Below are 13,969 nucleotides of genomic sequence, written 5' to 3'. Positions count from 1 at the left end.
CGGGGGGAGAGTAACGCGTGCCTATATCAACTCAGCCGGATGGCGCCCTGCGCATTCTGGGAAGCAATGTCGTCTCTGACACGGCCTTCTCGCCAGATGGGACTTACCTTTATACTGCCAGCGGCAGTTCGATCACCGTCTACAGCACCGCAACCGGCAATTTCCTCGCTTCCTGGGGGCTCGGTGGACCCATCGGCGCCATCGATATCTCGGCCGACGGGCGCTACATCGTTGCGCTTGGCACAGCAGCGGTTTCGACGTCGGGAGACCAATGGTCACGCACCGCTGATTACAACGTCTACCGTCTCGATACGGTTACTGGCGCCACGGAAACCTTCGTCAATCACGCCACTGGCTACGATGGCGCCTTCTATGACGTGAGCTATCTTGCAAACGGCACGGTGCTCATGTCCCAGAACTTCCTGGGCTCGGGTTGGGAGCCGCTCACCACCCTTGATTTCAGCACCGGTGTCTTCACGCGGGGCACGGCCACTTACGCGCAAGACGGAACGCTGAACTCCACGCCGGACGACCGCTATGTGGCCTTCTCGCCGCACAACATCTCGGACGCGCCCGTTTACGTCTACACATCGGGGACCGGTGTGACGGCCAGCCATGGCCTGTATGCCGACGATGTTTCCGGTTTCAACAGCGGCGTTCAAGCAATTTCGCCCGACGGAAACCTTGTCTTCGAGGGCGTCGGACTGAACGTCTACAACCGAAGCCTCGTCCGCCAGGTCTCGCTCATCACGCTTTACCCCGAGATCGGCGGGGTTATCGGTGCTGCCTTCAGCAGCGATGGCACGAAGCTTTACCTGCTTCGGCCCGAGGGGACGATCCTGGCGCTGTCGACGGCGGACTGGAGCCTGAGCGGCAGCTACAGCACCAGCGTGACGCTGTCCTCCTACGGATACAGCGGGTACGGCAACGAATTGGCGACCTCGCCCGACGGCCATTACCTTTCGGTGATCGGGGCCTCCGGTGTGCAACTGGTGGATCTCACCAAGATCGTCTCGTCTCCGGGAACCTCGGGCGACGATGTCATCGCCGACGTCACCAGCCCGTTCGTCTACGGCTTCGCCGGGAACGACACGATTTCCGTGACCGGAGTCACGTCGTTCGTGCGGGCGGGATCGGGTAATGATCTCATCAACTTCACCTGGAATGGCGCCGGGTCGGGATATTATTATTCAACCTCACTCATCGACGGTGGGTCAGGTGATGACACGCTGAACCTCAGCGGCGCTCCCGGAGCGCAGATCCAGGTGGCAGCCGGTGGCTTCACCATCACCCTGGGCAGCGGCTATTACGGCAACGTCTATACTGTCACCGGTATCGAGCATCTGCAGCTCGGCAGCGCCAATGACACGGTCGCCTTTCCCTCAAGCGACATGTCGACCTTCGAATTGCGGGGCGGGGCGGGCAACGACACGTTGCAGGGCGGGCCCAACATGGTGCTTCGCGGCGACGAGGGTGACGACGTCTTCTCCATCACCAGCCGCACCGGTGCCGCGACCAGCGGCGTGATCGACGGCGGGGCTGGAAACGATACTCTCTACGCGGCCACCGGCTTCACCATCGACCTGGCCGCGCACACGGCACAGGGTGGTTCGGCGAGCTACATCGTCACCGGCATCGAGAATGTCGTGGTCACGACGGCTGGCAGCGCAAGCACGGTTTCCGGCGACGATAACGCCAACACGCTGAGCGTGAACGCTTATCGTGACGACGGAACGGTCGGAGTCATCTTCGACGGACGCGGCGGCAACGACGTGCTGAACGGCGGCGCCGGCAACGATCAACTGACGGGCGGCGCCGGCGATGACATCCTGCACGGCGGTGCCGGCGCGGACACCATGGTCGGGGGCACCGGCAACGACATCTACGACGTCGACAACGCCGGCGATATCGTCACCGAAGTTGCGGACCAGGGCATCGACGAGGTCCGGGCGACCATCGACTACACGCTGCCGTCCAACGTCGAAAATCTCAACATGTCGGGCGGAACGCAGGTCAACGGTACCGGTAACGCCCTCAACAACGTGATCACCGGCAACGCGCAAAACAACGTGCTCACCGGCGGTCTGGGCGACGATACCTATGTCGTCGACAATGTCGGCGACGTGATTCGGGAACTGGCCGGCGAAGGCAACGATACGATCCAGGCGTCGGTCAGCTATGCGTTGAGCGCCAACGTCGAGAATCTGGTGCTGACCGGCACCGCGAACATCAATGCGACCGGCAACACCGGCAACAACATGTTGACGGGAAATGCCGGCGCGAACGTGCTCGACGGCGGAACGGGCGCGGACTCCATGGCCGGCGGTCAAGGTAACGACACCTACGTCGTGGACAATGCCGGCGACGTGGTGGTGGAGCGGCCGGGCGAGGGTACCGACCTTGTTCAATCGTCGATCAGCTATCAGCTGACGGCCAATGTCGAGCAGCTGACGCTGACCGGCAGCCTTGCCGCTTATGGCACCGGCAACGAACTCGACAACGTCCTGATCGGCAATGCCCAGAACAACGTTCTCAGCGGACAGCAGGGCAACGATCGTCTGGAAGGCGGCGAGGGCAACGACACCCTGATCGGCGGCGCCGGGAGCGACACGCTGAACGGCGGCAGCGGGTTCGATACCGCCATCTACTCCGGGCTGTTCCGCTCCTATGCCGTGCAATATCAGAGTGGTTCGGGAACGGTGGCGGGCGGCCCCGAGACCGGGACCGACGCGCTGACCGGAATCGAGCGGGTTCAGTTCCAGGACGGCACGCTGATCTTCGATCCCGATGGCATCGCCGCCGAGATTACGCGGCTGTACGACACGGTGCTCCACCGCCAGCCAGACGCCCTCGGTCTCGATCAATGGGTCGATGCCGTCGAGGATCATGGGACGACGTTCAAGCAGGTCGCCGCGGCGTTCCTGGCGAGTGCGGAATTCCAGGCGAGGACCGGCAGCCTGAGCAACGCGGATTATGTCGAGTTCCTCTACCAGTCCGCGTTAGGGCGCCCGTCGGACGCCGCCGGCAAGAGCTATTGGGTTGGTCAGCTCCAGGCCGGAGCCGACCGCGCCGACCTGCTGATCGGCTTCTCGGAATCGCAGGAGCATCGGGCGCTGACCGCCGATATCGTCAACAAGGGCTACTTCAACACCGACGACACCTATCAGGCGGTGGCCTTACTGTACGACGGTTTCGCCAATCGCCATCCGGACGCGAGCGGCCTGATCTATTGGTCCGAAGCCATCCACAGCGGCACACTGAGCCTTCAGCAGGTGGCGAATGGCTTTGCCGCTTCACCCGAGTTCAGCGGGCTGACCGCCAGCCTCAGCAACAGTCAGATGGTCGAGTACATGTATCACAACACGCTGGATCGCGGGTCGGACACTGCCGGGCACGACTATTGGACGGCGCGCCTGGATGCCGGAATGAGCCGCGGCGACCTGCTGCTGGCCTTCTCTGAATCGCAGGAACATATGGTCCTGCTTGGTGCCGACATCACCAACGGGATCAGCATCATCTGATCCCGCCGGCGTTTGGTGACGAGGACAGAGAGTATGCGTGTAGCGATGTCCATGCTGGCAGCGGCCGCGGTGGTGATGAGCTCAGCCGTGGGAGCGAAAGAACCGCCGGTCGCGCGGGCGACCAGCGGCTGGCAGGTCGACTTCGGTGACCAGCGCTGCCTGGCGATGCGGCAGTATGATGTGGCGGGACAGGTTGTGGTGTTCGCCATCGAGCCGGACCCGAACGGGCTGGGCGCGCGACTGACCTTCCGGATCGACGACAGCCGGGAGAAAGTCGGGCTTGGCTGGCGCAAGGCCCAGCTGACGGTCGGCAGGCGCGAGCTGGACGATCGCGTGTCCGTCATCCCAGGACTTGCGCGCGGGGCGCTGATCCTGGGCGGGTACAGGATCAAGCACGGCGAGGCGCAGCCGCTGTCCGGCGCGCAGCCGCTGACGCTGCGCTCGACCGCGCTGACGGCGACCCTGCCGTTGGGGCCCATCGACCGGATCAACGCGCTGCTGGCCGAGTGCAATGCCGGGCTGCTCGACAGCTGGGGTTTCAGCCGGGCCGAGCAGGCGAGGATAGGAACCATGCCGCAAGGCGAAGTGCGCCCGGGCACGGGAAGCTGGGACTATCCCCCCGATGCGGCGCGCGACCGCCTGTCGGGCGAAGTATCGGTGCGCTACTGGGTGGATACGCGGGGCAAGGCGAGCGACTGCCAGCTTCGGCGAAGCAGCGGCGTCGCGAGCCTGGACCGGGCGACCTGCCGCTTCGTCAACGAGCGGGTGCGGTTCACGCCGGCGAAGGACAAGGCGGGAAGGCCGATGGCGGTGATCGACACGGCCCGGGTCAGGTGGGTCGCTCCAGAGCATTGATCCGCGAGCTGTCCGGGCTCTGAAGGGCCCCGCACAAGCGGCGGCGGCTACTAGCATTTTTCCTTAGGGAACAATGCGTAAGGAAGTCGGATCGGGCGGCGCCTATCTGGGCCTCACAGCCACTTGGATGGCTGGCCAAACCCGGAGTTATCGTCATGCTCGCCCCCTTCATCGACCTGTCCATCCATCATCGTCCGACCAACCTGTCCGACCGCGTGGCGCTGGGCTTCACCAAGGCGCTGCGGTGGACGGCCGATACCTTCTTCGCGGAACGTTACGGTCACCGCGCGGTGGTGCTGGAAACGGTCGCGGCGGTGCCCGGGATGGTCGGCGCGACCATCACCCACCTCCATTCGCTGCGGCGGATGAAGGACGACAAGGGCTGGATCCGCACGCTGATGGACGAGGCGGAGAATGAGCGCATGCACCTGATGACCTTCATCGAGGTGGCGCAGCCGACCTGGTTCGAGCGGGCGGTGATCATCGGCGCCCAGTGGGTGTTCTACCTGTTCTTCTTCGCGCTCTATCTGGTCAGCCAGCGCACCGCTCACCGGGTGGTCGGCTACTTCGAGGAAGAAGCGGTGATCAGCTACACCCACTACCTTGCCGAGATCGACGAGGGGCGCTCGCCCAACGTCCCGGCGCCGGCGATCGCCAAGCGCTATTGGAACCTCCCGGAGGACGCGACCCTGCGCGACGTGGTGCTGGTGGTGCGGGCCGACGAGGCACATCATCGCGACGTCAACCACGGCTTTGCCAATGAGCTGAATGGGCTGGAAGCCGGTGCTGTCGCGCCTTGCCCGCCGCACGTGGAGCTGGTGCCGAACTGGAAGAAAGCGGCCTGATCGAAAGGATCCGGAGGGCCGTGGCGGAAGCGCTGCGGCCCCTCTGGTCAAAGCGGCACATAAGAGTCATTCTGCGACCGTAACGGGAGGAGGAAGTCGATGTTATCGCTTGTTCTGCTTGCCTTTGCCGCTGCTCCGGCCGGTGGTGCGGCGCCCAACACAGCCGCGATCGATCGCAACCGGGCGGCCTATCGCAGTTGCCTCACCAGCGCCGTCGCGGCCGCCAAGCCGCCGGCGGTGACGGCTGACAAGTTCGCCGACTTCGTCCGCGCGCAGTGCGCCGCGCAGCAGCAGGCGCTGACCGACGCGATGATCAGCTTCGACATGCGCAACGGGGCGTCCCGCAAGTCGGCGACCGAAGGGGCCAACATGGCGGTCGATGACTATATGGAGACCGCCAAGAACAATTGGGCGGCGCATAATCCGTAAGCGTCAGGCGGCGACCTCGGCCAGGATCCGGTCGAGGACAAGGCGGCCGGCCGGAGTGACACGCAGGCGCTCGGGCGACTGATCGAGGAGCCGGAGCTGCGCCAGGCGGAAAGCAGCGGCGGCGTCGATGAGCGGGCGGCCGAAGCGGCGCTGCAGCGCGGCGGGATCGATCCCTTCGGCGAGACGCAGGCCCATCACCAGCGCTTCGTGCGCGGATTCTTCCGATGAGAGCGGCTCTTCCTCCACCATGCCGTGGCCGTTCCGGGCGAGCGCGGCGAGGAAGTTCTCCGGCTTCTTGTGGCGCACGGTACGAAGGCCGTTGCGGCGGCCGTGGGCTCCGGGACCGATCCCGGCATAATCGCCATAGCGCCAGTAAGTGAGGTTGTGCCGGCTCTCCTGTCCCGGGACGGCGTGGTTGCTGATCTCGTAGGCGGGTCGGCTGGCGGCGTCCGTCATCTCCGCCGTCAGTTCGAACAGGCCGGCGGCGCTGTCCTCATCCAACGGCGTGAAGCGACCGGCGGCGTGGAGGGCGGCGAACTTGGTCCCGGGCTCAATCGTCAGCTGGTAGAGCGAGAGGTGGCCAGTGCCGAAGCCGAGAGCGCGGGTGAGCATGGCCTGCCACTGGTCGGCGGTCTGGCCGGGGAGCGCATAGATGAGATCGATGCTGACCCGGCCGAAGTGCCGCTGCGCGGTGTCGAGGGCGGCGAGCGCTTCCTTCGTGTCGTGGGCGCGGCCGAGGAAGCGAAGGGCGTCGTCGTCAAGCGACTGGAGGCCGAGGCTGACCCGGTTGACGCCGGCGGCGGCGAGGTCGGCGAAGTTGGCGGCCTCGACCGAACTGGGGTTGGCCTCAAGGGTGATCTCGAGGTCGGACGTCGCGGGCCAGTGGCGCTGGGCGGCCTCGATCACGGCGGCAACGGTGGCGGGGTCCATCAGCGAGGGGGTGCCGCCGCCGAAGAAGATACTGCCCAGGGAGCGGCCCGGGAGCAGCGCGGCCTCATAGGCGAGGTCGGCGAGGAGGGCGTCGCGCCAGGCCTGCTGGTCGATGGACGAGCGGACATGGCTGTTGAAGTCACAATAGGGGCATTTGCTGACGCAGAACGGCCAATGGACGTAGAGCGCGAGCGGTGAGGCTTCGTTAACCGGGAGGGGCGAAAGTGCGGAGGCCATGATCCGCGCCGCGCTTAGCCTGCTGTTCCTTGCCGCGCCATGCACGGGCCTGGCTGCCGCGACTTACGTGCCGGTCACGCCGGTGCGGCCGAGTGCCAACTGGCCCGAACCGGCGTGGCGCGGGGACGCGCTGCTGAAGGCGGCGGCGTTGGCCCTGCACAACCGGGCGCGGGCGGATTTCGGCGTTGCGCCGGTCACCTGGAACGACGGGCTGGCGGCGGCGGCGAAGGTCTATGCCGAGCAGATGGCGACGACCGGCATCTACCGTCACGACCCGACGCCCGGTCGGCGCAAGCTGATGGGCGAGAATCTGTGGAAGGGGACGCGCGGGGCGTTCGATTATGCGGTGATGGTCGGCGTCATGGTCGACGAGCGTCAGCTATTCCGCCCCGGCGTGTTCCCGAACGTCAGCGCGACCGGCGACTGGGAAGCGGTGGCGCACTGGACGCAGATCGTGTGGCCGAGCACGACCGAGATCGGTTGCGCCTTGGCCTCGAGCGCCACGACCGATTACTTGGTCTGCCGTTACGCGCCCACCGGCAACAAGGACGGGCTGGCGATGGGGCTCGGCGCACCGGTGCAGCTGGCGGGCGGGCGCTAGGAGCTCAAGTCAGGCCGGCCAGGCGGTGCTCCATCAGGAGCCGCATCTTGGTGAAGGCTTCCTCGCTGAGGGATAGGTGGACCCGGCGGCTGTCGAGCGGGTCGTTGCGGCGGGTGAGGATGCCGCGCCGTTCGAGCAGCTTGGCCCAGCGCAGGCCAGTGGTCGCTGGCACCCGGCTTCCGGCGCAGGCGGCGGAGACGGAAATACGCTGCTGGGTCAGGTCGCACATGAAGATTTCCAGCATCATGTCCCAGGCGGGATCGGCGAACAGCTGACCGCCGAACATCTCATTCCTTAGGTCGCGGAAGCGCAGGATGCGCTTCACCGCACGGCTGAGGTCCTGGCTCGTCTTGCTGAGCGTGTTGTCCAGGCCTTCGATCAGGTCGCCGCCGGCCCCTTCGTTCAGCAGGCGGTCGACCGTGTCCCTGATCCGGCGCAGTTCGGAGGCATAGACGTCTTGTTCAACACTCATGAGTTTACGCTTGCACTCAGCTGTACCGACCGTGGCAGTAGCCCGCGGGCGGCGTCATTCGCTGTTCGGCACGCTATCGGCTGCGGCGTTGTGCTCAAGGATGTGCGGCCGACGATCGGATCCGTTTTGGACGTAACGCTAAGGATATCGGTTTCACTTCGGGCACTTTTCCTGCAGCCAGCAGTGATGATGGGGCGAGTGGGCAATGAGGCCGCGGAACACGCGGGGCAGCTGGGCAAGAAGGTCGCTGGCAACGACACTGGCGGGGCCGGTGCGCGCCAGCGCGTGCTATCGATGCTGCGAGATGCCCTGACGATCATCGACGAGGAGCTCGACGAGGGTGTGGTCGGCGCCAAGCTCAGCGAGTGCATCGAGCTGTTGGCCGAGCCTCAACCTGCGAGACGCCGAGGTTCAAAACGGACCTATTAGACGCTCAGGGTCACTCCGGGTTGCCGCTGGTTCCGTGCCGCCGGCGGCGAGCGCCGCGAATCGTCGACCTCCTAGCGGGCGGCCTGCGCCTTCAACCAGCGTGTGAGCCCGCTGAAGTAAGTCTGCTGGTCATCGTACATGGCCATGTGACTGCCATTGGTGGCGAGCAGGGTGCCGTGGGGTAGCCGCTTCGCCATCGCCGCCATGTAGGCCGGGTCCATCGTGTCATGCTTGCCGGAAATGACCAGCGTCGGGACCGTGATGCGCTTCAGGTCATTGAATCGGTCCCAGTTCACCAGCCGCCCGCTGGCGCCCATTTCGCTGGGCCCCTGCATGGTGACGTAGAAGCGCCGGTTCATGTTCTTCTGCGCCAGGTCGAGCGTCACCGGCCACTGCGCGGCCGGGCGGCGCAGCAGGTGCTGTTCGTACCAATGGGGGATGAGCAGGGCCATGTAGCCTGGCTGCTCGGTCTGGCCGGCTCGCTCCATTACCAGGATCTGCCGGAGGGCGGCCTGGTCCATCCTGGGTTCGAGAACATCGGTGGCGTAGCGGTTATAGGCGGGGATGGAGGCCATCATGTTGCTGATGACCAGGCACTTCATGTCGGACTGGTGGGTCAGCGCATATTCCATGGCCAGCAGCCCGCCCCAGCTGTGGCCGATCAGGCAGAAGTTGGACTTGTTGCCGCCGATCTGCCGGCGGACCTGATCTACCTCATCGACGTAACGGGCGAGGGTCCACAGGTCGGGATCGTCGGGCCGGTCGCTGTCGCCGGTCTCGAGCTGGTCGTAGTGGTAATATTCGACGCCGGCCTGCGGCAGGAAGCTGTCGAACACGTCCATGTAGGCGTGGCTGAGGCCGGGGCCGCCGGTGAGCAGCAGCAGCTTGAGGCGCGGGTTGTTGCCGACCCGCTTGATCCAGACCTGATGCGGTCCCTTCGGGGTGGAGATGGTGAGCTTACGCTGACCGCCGCTCCACGCGTCCGGATGGGCGGAGTTGTCGTAAAAGGAGGCGGGAGGGGTGGCAGGCGGCGCGGAAGCGCCGGCCGGGACGGCGATCGAAGCCGCCAGCGCCATCATCAACGTTGAGCCCATCTTCGCCATGCCGTCCTCCTGCGATTGGGAGGAGGCTGGCACAGGCGTCGGGGAGTGGAAAGAGGCCTCTAGCCCAGCGCTGCGACCAGCTTTTCGAATGCCTTGGCTCGGTGACTGATGGCGTGCTTGGCGGCCGGATCCATCTCCCCAAACGTCAACGCGCCGCCGACGGGCAGGAACATGGCGTCGTAGCCGAAGCCATTCTGCCCGCGCGGCGGCCAGACCAGGCTGCCGAGGACCTTGCCTTCGAAGCTTTCAACCGTGCCGTCGGGCCAGGCGAGCGAGAGGACGCAGGTGAAGTGGGCGTCGCGGCCGGCGTCGGGGCCGGCCTGCTGCAGCGCAGCTTCGACCTTCTCCATCGCATGATCGAAGTCCCGCCGTCCGCTTTCATCCTCCGCCCAGCGGGCAGAGTGGATGCCCGGCTCCCCATGCAGCGCGTCGACGCTGAGGCCGCTGTCGTCGGACAGGGCGGGGAGGCCGGTGAGGTCGGCGGCGGCCCGGGCCTTCAGCTCGGCATTGTCGACGAAGGTGACACCGGTCTCCTCCGGCTCGGGCAGATCGAGTTCGGCCGCGCCGAGGCACTCGATGCCAAAGGGGGCAAGGAGTTCGCGGATCTCGCGCAGCTTGCCGCTGTTGTGGGTCGCGATGACCAGCTTGGGGCCGACCGCCTTCATCGGCCGACCGCCTGGCGCTGGGCCTCGAAGATGTGGGCGCAGCCGATGCGCGCGAGGCGCATTAGGCGGAGCAGGCCTTCCTCGTCGAACAGCGCGCCTTCGGCGGTAAGCTGGGCTTCGACGATGTTGTTGTCGCCGGTAAGGACGAAATTGCCGTCGCTGTGGGCGTTTGAATCCTCGCGATAGTCGAGGTCGAGGACGGGCGTGCCCTCGTAGATGCCGCAGCTGACCGCCGCGACCTGGGTCTTGATCGGGTCGGCGGTCAGCTGGCCCATGATGCCATCGACGGCCAGGCGAAGTGCCACCCACGCGCCCGAGATGGCCGCGGTGCGTGTGCCGCCGTCGGCCTGGATGACGTCGCAGTCGAGCGTGATCTGGCGCTCACCCAGCAGCTTCATGTCGGTGACCGCACGAAGCGAGCGGCCGATCAGGCGCTGGATTTCCTGGGTGCGGCCGGACTGCTTGCCCTTGGCGGCCTCGCGCGCGCCGCGCGTGTGGGTGGCGCGGGGGAGCATGCCATATTCGGCGGTGACCCAGCCCTGGCCCTTGCCGCGCAGGAACGGCGGGACCTTTTCCTCAAGGCTGGCAGTGACCAGCACGCGGGTGTCCCCGAAACTGACCAGGCAGGAGCCTTCCGCATGCTTGGTGAAGCCGGGCTCGAACCGGAGTTCACGCATCTGGTCGGGGGCGCGGCCGCTGGGGCGCATGGGCAATTCTCCTTGAGGTCTGATTTGGCGGCTCCCTAGACCCTGTCGCCCGCCAATCCTAGATGAATGGCATGTCGCTCCCCATCACCGAACTGACCGACCGGATGCGCTCGATCTTCGGGCTGGTCGTGGAGGCCTATCTGGAGCGCGGGCAGCCGGTGGGATCGAAGATCCTCGCAGGGTCGATGAACTTGTCGTCGGCCTCCATCCGCTCGGTGCTGGCGGAGTTGGAGGAAAGGGGGCTGCTGACCCACCCGCATACCAGCGCGGGGCGCATACCGACCGAGACGGGGTTGCGGCTGTTCGTCGACGGGATCATGCAGTCGCACCTGCCCGGGCGCGACGAACGGGCGGCGATCGAGGCGCAGCTGCGCGACCGGCCGATCGAGGAAGCGCTGGCCAATGCGACGGCAGCCTTGTCCGGGCTGTCGGCCTGCGCCGGGGTGGTGGTGGCGCCAAAGCTGGAGCCGCGGCTGAAGCAATTGTCGTTCGTCCCCCTGGGACCTGCCCAGGCGCTGGCGGTGCTGGTGGGAACGGACGGAAGCGTCGAGAACAGGGTGATCGACCTGCCGCCGGGCACCAGTGCGATGGCGCTGGCGGAGGTCGGCAATTTCGTCTCGGCGCGGCTCACAGGGATGACTTTGGGCGAAGCCGAAGGCCGGCTGCGGCAGGAGATGATCGAGCGGCGGCAGGCGATTGACGCGGCGGCGGCCGAACTGGTGGCGCAGGGGCTGGCCGAGTGGCGCGAGGACAGCGCGCGGCGGCCGATTCTGATCGTGCGCGGGCAGGCGCGGCTGTTGGACGAGCACGCGGCCGCCGACCTCGACCGGGTGCGGCGGCTGCTGGAGGAACTGGAGGACCGGCAGGAGATCGTGCGGCTGCTGGAAAGCGCGCGCGAAGGGCAGGGGTGCCGAATTTTTATCGGGTCCGAGAACCGCATGTTCGCGTTGTCGGGGTCGAGCGTGATCGCCGCGCCCTATCGCGACATGGCCGGCGAAGTGGTCGGAGTCGTGGGCGTGATCGGGCCAACCCGGTTGAACTATGCGCGGGTGGTGCCCATGGTGGATTACACAGCACAAGCACTTACGAGATTGATGGGATGATGGACGACAAGCTTCACGACGAGGCCGCCGAGCTGCGCGCCGACACCGCCGCCGATGCCCCCGAGCTGCAGGAGCACGACCGCGTGGCCGAGCTCGAGGCGCAACTCGAGGAGGCGAAGAACAAGGCGCTCTATGCCGCCGCCGAAGTGCAGAATGTGCGCCGCCGGCTGGAAGGCGAGCGCGACCAGGCGGCGGCCTATGCCTCGACCGGCTTTGCCCGCGACATGCTGGCGGTGCGTGACCACCTCGACCGCGCGCTGGCCCATGTGCCGGTCGGCACGGACGAGAATTTCGTGAACGGCATCCAGGCGACCCTGCGCGAGCTCGACACGGTATTCGGCCGGCACGGCGTGGTGCGGGTCGATGCCAAGGGCCAGCCGCTCGACCCCAACAAGCACCAGGCGATGATCGAGGTGCCTTCGGCGGATGCCGAGCCCGGGACGATCGTCGAGGAGATGCAGGCGGGCTATATGCTCAAGGACCGGCTGCTGCGTCCGGCGCTGGTGGCGGTGGCGAAGGCGGGCTGAGCCGGCGGTAAGCGAGCCGATACGGTCCAAAGCCCTAGCCGTCGCACTTTGCTTGATTGCTCAACAACTTAGCGGTTTTTCGCGCTTTCTGTCGAGCGGAACGAAGGCGTTGACCATGTTTTTGGTTAACGCGTGCTCTCCGCTGCGGCGGATCATTGGCACGTCCTCTTCTCATGGAGATTGGCATGCCCACACTTCGTTCGCTCTTTACCACTGCCGCGCTGGCAGTCACGGCCATGGTCGCATCACCGGCGTCCGCGGCCAACATCATCGGCGGCTCCACATCGGTCACGCTCACTTCGGCTCCGGTGCTCACCTCCGCAGGGCTGACCGTCGGCACGACCGGCACGGCGACTGTGGCGCTCAATGGCGATGGCCTGCCGGTCGCAACCTTTCCGATCACCGGCGGGTCGACCAACGATCAGACTGGCGCGGCGCTCATCTCTCACGACGGATCGGGGCTGAGCTTCAGCAACGGGTTGGGGGCGCTGCTCAACATCGGCAACTTCGTAATCGACACGAGCGCGCTTACCGTTAACGGCTACGCCAGCGCGAACGGCGGCGCGGCTAGCAACCTCACCTTGTTCAATCTCGGTTCGGGTAACACACTGCTGCTGAGCAGCGGAGCGGCCAGTGCGTTCAACTCGGTATTCGGGCTGAACCTGGCGGCGGGCACGCAGATTGGTGTGGCACAGGTCAATCCGATCACCGCCGCTGCGGCGGTCCCCGAGCCCAGCACTTGGGCGCTGATGCTGTTCGGCTTCGGTGCGGCGGGCGTAGCAATCCGCCGCCAGCGGCGAATGGCCCTCGCCGCGGCCTGAGCAAGCCTCGCGTCCCCCACTACAGGTCGGCGCCCCATTTGAGTGGCGCTGGCCTGTACGCGCACTCGCCGCTCAAGCGGACCTCCCGATCGAAGCGAGCGTTGACGGTGTAGACGGCGTTCAGGAGGATGAGGGTCATGAGCTTGCTTGATGGGTTGATGCAGAACGGCGCGGTGGAGGCGATCAGCCGAGAGCTGGGTGTCGACCAGCAGACGGCGCAGAGTGGGCTGACCGCGCTGCTGCCGGCGGTGGCCGGCGGAATGCAGAACCAGGCGCAGGCTCAGCCTCAGGGGCTGGGCGGATTGGCCGGGATGCTGGGCAGCCTGGGCGGCGGCGGGCTGATGGACAATGTCACCGGTCCGCAGCCGACCGACGTCGGGCAGGGCAATGCGCTGCTGGGGCAGCTGTTCGGCAGCAAGGACACCAGCCGTGCAGTGGCGGACCATGCATCGCAGCAGAGCGGGGTGAGTCCCGACCTGCTCAAGAAAATGCTTCCGCTGGTGGCGATGCTGGCGGCCGGTTACTTCGCCAAGCAGGCGCACGGGCAAGGCGGCGGCGCGAGCCAGGAGGGTGGCCTTGGCGGGCTGCTGGCCGGAGCGACGGGCGGCGGCATGAGCGGGATGCTCGGCTCCATCCTCGGCGGCGCCATGGGTGGTGGCCAGGGTGGCGGCGGCAGCCCGTTGGGCGGCATGCTAGGCGGGCTGATGGGCGGTAATCGGTAACG

General features: G+C 66.3%; 15 protein-coding genes. 10 read left to right on the top strand and 5 right to left on the bottom strand.

All coding sequences use genetic code 11. The annotated features are described in order from the left end of the window. Positions 1 to 17 precede the first annotated feature (17 nt). The 4 genes from M8312_RS06595 (at position 18) to M8312_RS06580 (ending at position 5,650) form a co-directional block, all read left to right on the top strand. Positions 18 to 3,521, top strand: coding sequence for a DUF4214 domain-containing protein (locus M8312_RS06595; RefSeq protein ID WP_250119576.1), 3,504 nt, complete (start codon positions 18 to 20; stop codon positions 3,519 to 3,521). A gap of 33 nt (positions 3,522 to 3,554) precedes the next feature. Beyond that, entirely contained in the window at positions 3,555 to 4,376 is an 822-nt protein-coding gene (locus M8312_RS06590; protein ID WP_250119575.1) for an energy transducer TonB, read from the top strand. A gap of 155 nt (positions 4,377 to 4,531) precedes the next feature. Beyond that, complete coding sequence (locus M8312_RS06585) at positions 4,532 to 5,221, top strand: alternative oxidase (protein ID WP_250119574.1); 690 nt, start codon at positions 4,532 to 4,534, stop codon at positions 5,219 to 5,221. 99 nt (positions 5,222 to 5,320) lie between these two features. Further along, positions 5,321 to 5,650, top strand: a complete 330-nt coding sequence (locus M8312_RS06580; protein WP_250119573.1) for a hypothetical protein — start codon at positions 5,321 to 5,323, stop codon at positions 5,648 to 5,650. Positions 5,651 to 5,653: 3 nt separating this feature from the next. On the opposite strand, the gene hemW is transcribed toward M8312_RS06580, so the two are convergent. Then, positions 5,654 to 6,817 (bottom strand): radical SAM family heme chaperone HemW, encoded by a 1,164-nt coding sequence (gene hemW / locus M8312_RS06575; RefSeq protein WP_250119572.1) that lies wholly within the window; start codon positions 6,815 to 6,817, stop codon positions 5,654 to 5,656. Here hemW and M8312_RS06570 point away from each other — a divergent pair. Next, complete coding sequence (locus M8312_RS06570) at positions 6,816 to 7,418, top strand: CAP domain-containing protein (RefSeq protein WP_250119571.1); 603 nt, start codon at positions 6,816 to 6,818, stop codon at positions 7,416 to 7,418. The genes hemW and M8312_RS06570 overlap by 2 nt on opposite strands. Before the next feature lie 4 nt (positions 7,419 to 7,422). Here the strand turns inward: M8312_RS06570 and M8312_RS06565 are convergent, their stop codons facing one another. Further along, complete coding sequence (locus tag M8312_RS06565; RefSeq protein ID WP_250119570.1) at positions 7,423 to 7,890, bottom strand: helix-turn-helix domain-containing protein; 468 nt, start codon at positions 7,888 to 7,890, stop codon at positions 7,423 to 7,425. A 186-nt stretch (positions 7,891 to 8,076) separates the two neighbouring features. On the opposite strand from M8312_RS06565, the gene M8312_RS06560 reads away from it, so the two are divergent. Next, a complete protein-coding gene (locus M8312_RS06560; protein ID WP_250119569.1) occupies positions 8,077 to 8,319 on the top strand; it encodes a hypothetical protein in 243 nt (80 codons plus the stop codon). Positions 8,320 to 8,390: 71 nt separating this feature from the next. Here the strand turns inward: M8312_RS06560 and M8312_RS06555 are convergent, their stop codons facing one another. Genes M8312_RS06555 through rph form a run of 3 tightly spaced genes read right to left on the bottom strand, consistent with a single transcriptional unit; the run spans position 8,391 to position 10,794 of the window. Then, the gene (locus tag M8312_RS06555) at positions 8,391 to 9,422 is read right to left on the bottom strand and encodes a proline iminopeptidase-family hydrolase (RefSeq protein WP_250119568.1); all 1,032 of its coding nucleotides are present in this window, start codon (positions 9,420 to 9,422) and stop codon (positions 8,391 to 8,393) included. 59 nt (positions 9,423 to 9,481) lie between these two features. After that, the gene (gene rdgB, locus M8312_RS06550) at positions 9,482 to 10,087 is read right to left on the bottom strand and encodes an RdgB/HAM1 family non-canonical purine NTP pyrophosphatase (protein ID WP_250119567.1); all 606 of its coding nucleotides are present in this window, start codon (positions 10,085 to 10,087) and stop codon (positions 9,482 to 9,484) included. Next, the gene (gene rph, locus M8312_RS06545) at positions 10,084 to 10,794 is read right to left on the bottom strand and encodes a ribonuclease PH (RefSeq protein WP_250119566.1); all 711 of its coding nucleotides are present in this window, start codon (positions 10,792 to 10,794) and stop codon (positions 10,084 to 10,086) included. Before rph ends, rdgB begins: the two co-directional genes overlap by 4 nt. Before the next feature lie 71 nt (positions 10,795 to 10,865). Here rph and hrcA point away from each other — a divergent pair, with 71 nt between their 5' ends. The 4 genes from hrcA to M8312_RS14425 all read left to right on the top strand — a co-directional run bounded on the left by hrcA (position 10,866) and on the right by M8312_RS14425 (position 13,967). Further along, positions 10,866 to 11,897, top strand: a complete 1,032-nt coding sequence (gene hrcA / locus M8312_RS06540; protein ID WP_250119565.1) for a heat-inducible transcriptional repressor HrcA — start codon at positions 10,866 to 10,868, stop codon at positions 11,895 to 11,897. Next, positions 11,894 to 12,424, top strand: a complete 531-nt coding sequence (gene grpE / locus M8312_RS06535) for a nucleotide exchange factor GrpE (RefSeq protein WP_250119564.1) — start codon at positions 11,894 to 11,896, stop codon at positions 12,422 to 12,424. Before hrcA ends, grpE begins: the two co-directional genes overlap by 4 nt. Positions 12,425 to 12,609: 185 nt before the next feature. Continuing rightward, positions 12,610 to 13,245, top strand: a complete 636-nt coding sequence (locus M8312_RS06530; RefSeq protein ID WP_250119563.1) for a PEPxxWA-CTERM sorting domain-containing protein — start codon at positions 12,610 to 12,612, stop codon at positions 13,243 to 13,245. A gap of 137 nt (positions 13,246 to 13,382) precedes the next feature. After that, on the top strand, positions 13,383 to 13,967 hold the full coding sequence (locus tag M8312_RS14425; protein ID WP_284070208.1) for a DUF937 domain-containing protein: 585 nt from the start codon (positions 13,383 to 13,385) through the stop codon (positions 13,965 to 13,967). Positions 13,968 to 13,969 lie beyond the last annotated feature (2 nt).

Source organism: Sphingomonas sp. KRR8 (assembly GCF_023559245.1).
In the GTDB taxonomy this organism is placed as follows: Bacteria; Pseudomonadota; Alphaproteobacteria; order Sphingomonadales; family Sphingomonadaceae; genus Sphingomicrobium.
Note: the sequence above shows the minus strand (reverse complement) of the source record. Positions and strands in the feature narration are given on the sequence as shown.

What these genes read in the sequence shown, in the direction of transcription:
- M8312_RS06590 (WP_250119575.1), top strand. Translation starts at nt 3,555, where the DNA reads ATGCGTGTAGCGATGTCCATGCTGGCAGCGGCCGCGGTGGTGATGAGC.
- M8312_RS06585 (WP_250119574.1), top strand. Translation starts at nt 4,532, where the DNA reads ATGCTCGCCCCCTTCATCGACCTGTCCATCCATCATCGTCCGACCAAC.
- M8312_RS06580 (WP_250119573.1), top strand. Translation starts at nt 5,321, where the DNA reads ATGTTATCGCTTGTTCTGCTTGCCTTTGCCGCTGCTCCGGCCGGTGGT.
- M8312_RS06570 (WP_250119571.1), top strand. Translation starts at nt 6,816, where the DNA reads ATGATCCGCGCCGCGCTTAGCCTGCTGTTCCTTGCCGCGCCATGCACG.
- hemW (WP_250119572.1), bottom strand. Translation starts at nt 6,817, where the DNA reads ATGGCCTCCGCACTTTCGCCCCTCCCGGTTAACGAAGCCTCACCGCTC.
- M8312_RS06565 (WP_250119570.1), bottom strand. Translation starts at nt 7,890, where the DNA reads ATGAGTGTTGAACAAGACGTCTATGCCTCCGAACTGCGCCGGATCAGG.
- M8312_RS06560 (WP_250119569.1), top strand. Translation starts at nt 8,077, where the DNA reads ATGATGGGGCGAGTGGGCAATGAGGCCGCGGAACACGCGGGGCAGCTG.
- M8312_RS06555 (WP_250119568.1), bottom strand. Translation starts at nt 9,422, where the DNA reads ATGGCGAAGATGGGCTCAACGTTGATGATGGCGCTGGCGGCTTCGATC.
- rdgB (WP_250119567.1), bottom strand. Translation starts at nt 10,087, where the DNA reads ATGAAGGCGGTCGGCCCCAAGCTGGTCATCGCGACCCACAACAGCGGC.
- rph (WP_250119566.1), bottom strand. Translation starts at nt 10,794, where the DNA reads ATGCGCCCCAGCGGCCGCGCCCCCGACCAGATGCGTGAACTCCGGTTC.
- hrcA (WP_250119565.1), top strand. Translation starts at nt 10,866, where the DNA reads ATGTCGCTCCCCATCACCGAACTGACCGACCGGATGCGCTCGATCTTC.
- grpE (WP_250119564.1), top strand. Translation starts at nt 11,894, where the DNA reads ATGATGGACGACAAGCTTCACGACGAGGCCGCCGAGCTGCGCGCCGAC.
- M8312_RS06530 (WP_250119563.1), top strand. Translation starts at nt 12,610, where the DNA reads ATGCCCACACTTCGTTCGCTCTTTACCACTGCCGCGCTGGCAGTCACG.
- M8312_RS14425 (WP_284070208.1), top strand. Translation starts at nt 13,383, where the DNA reads ATGAGCTTGCTTGATGGGTTGATGCAGAACGGCGCGGTGGAGGCGATC.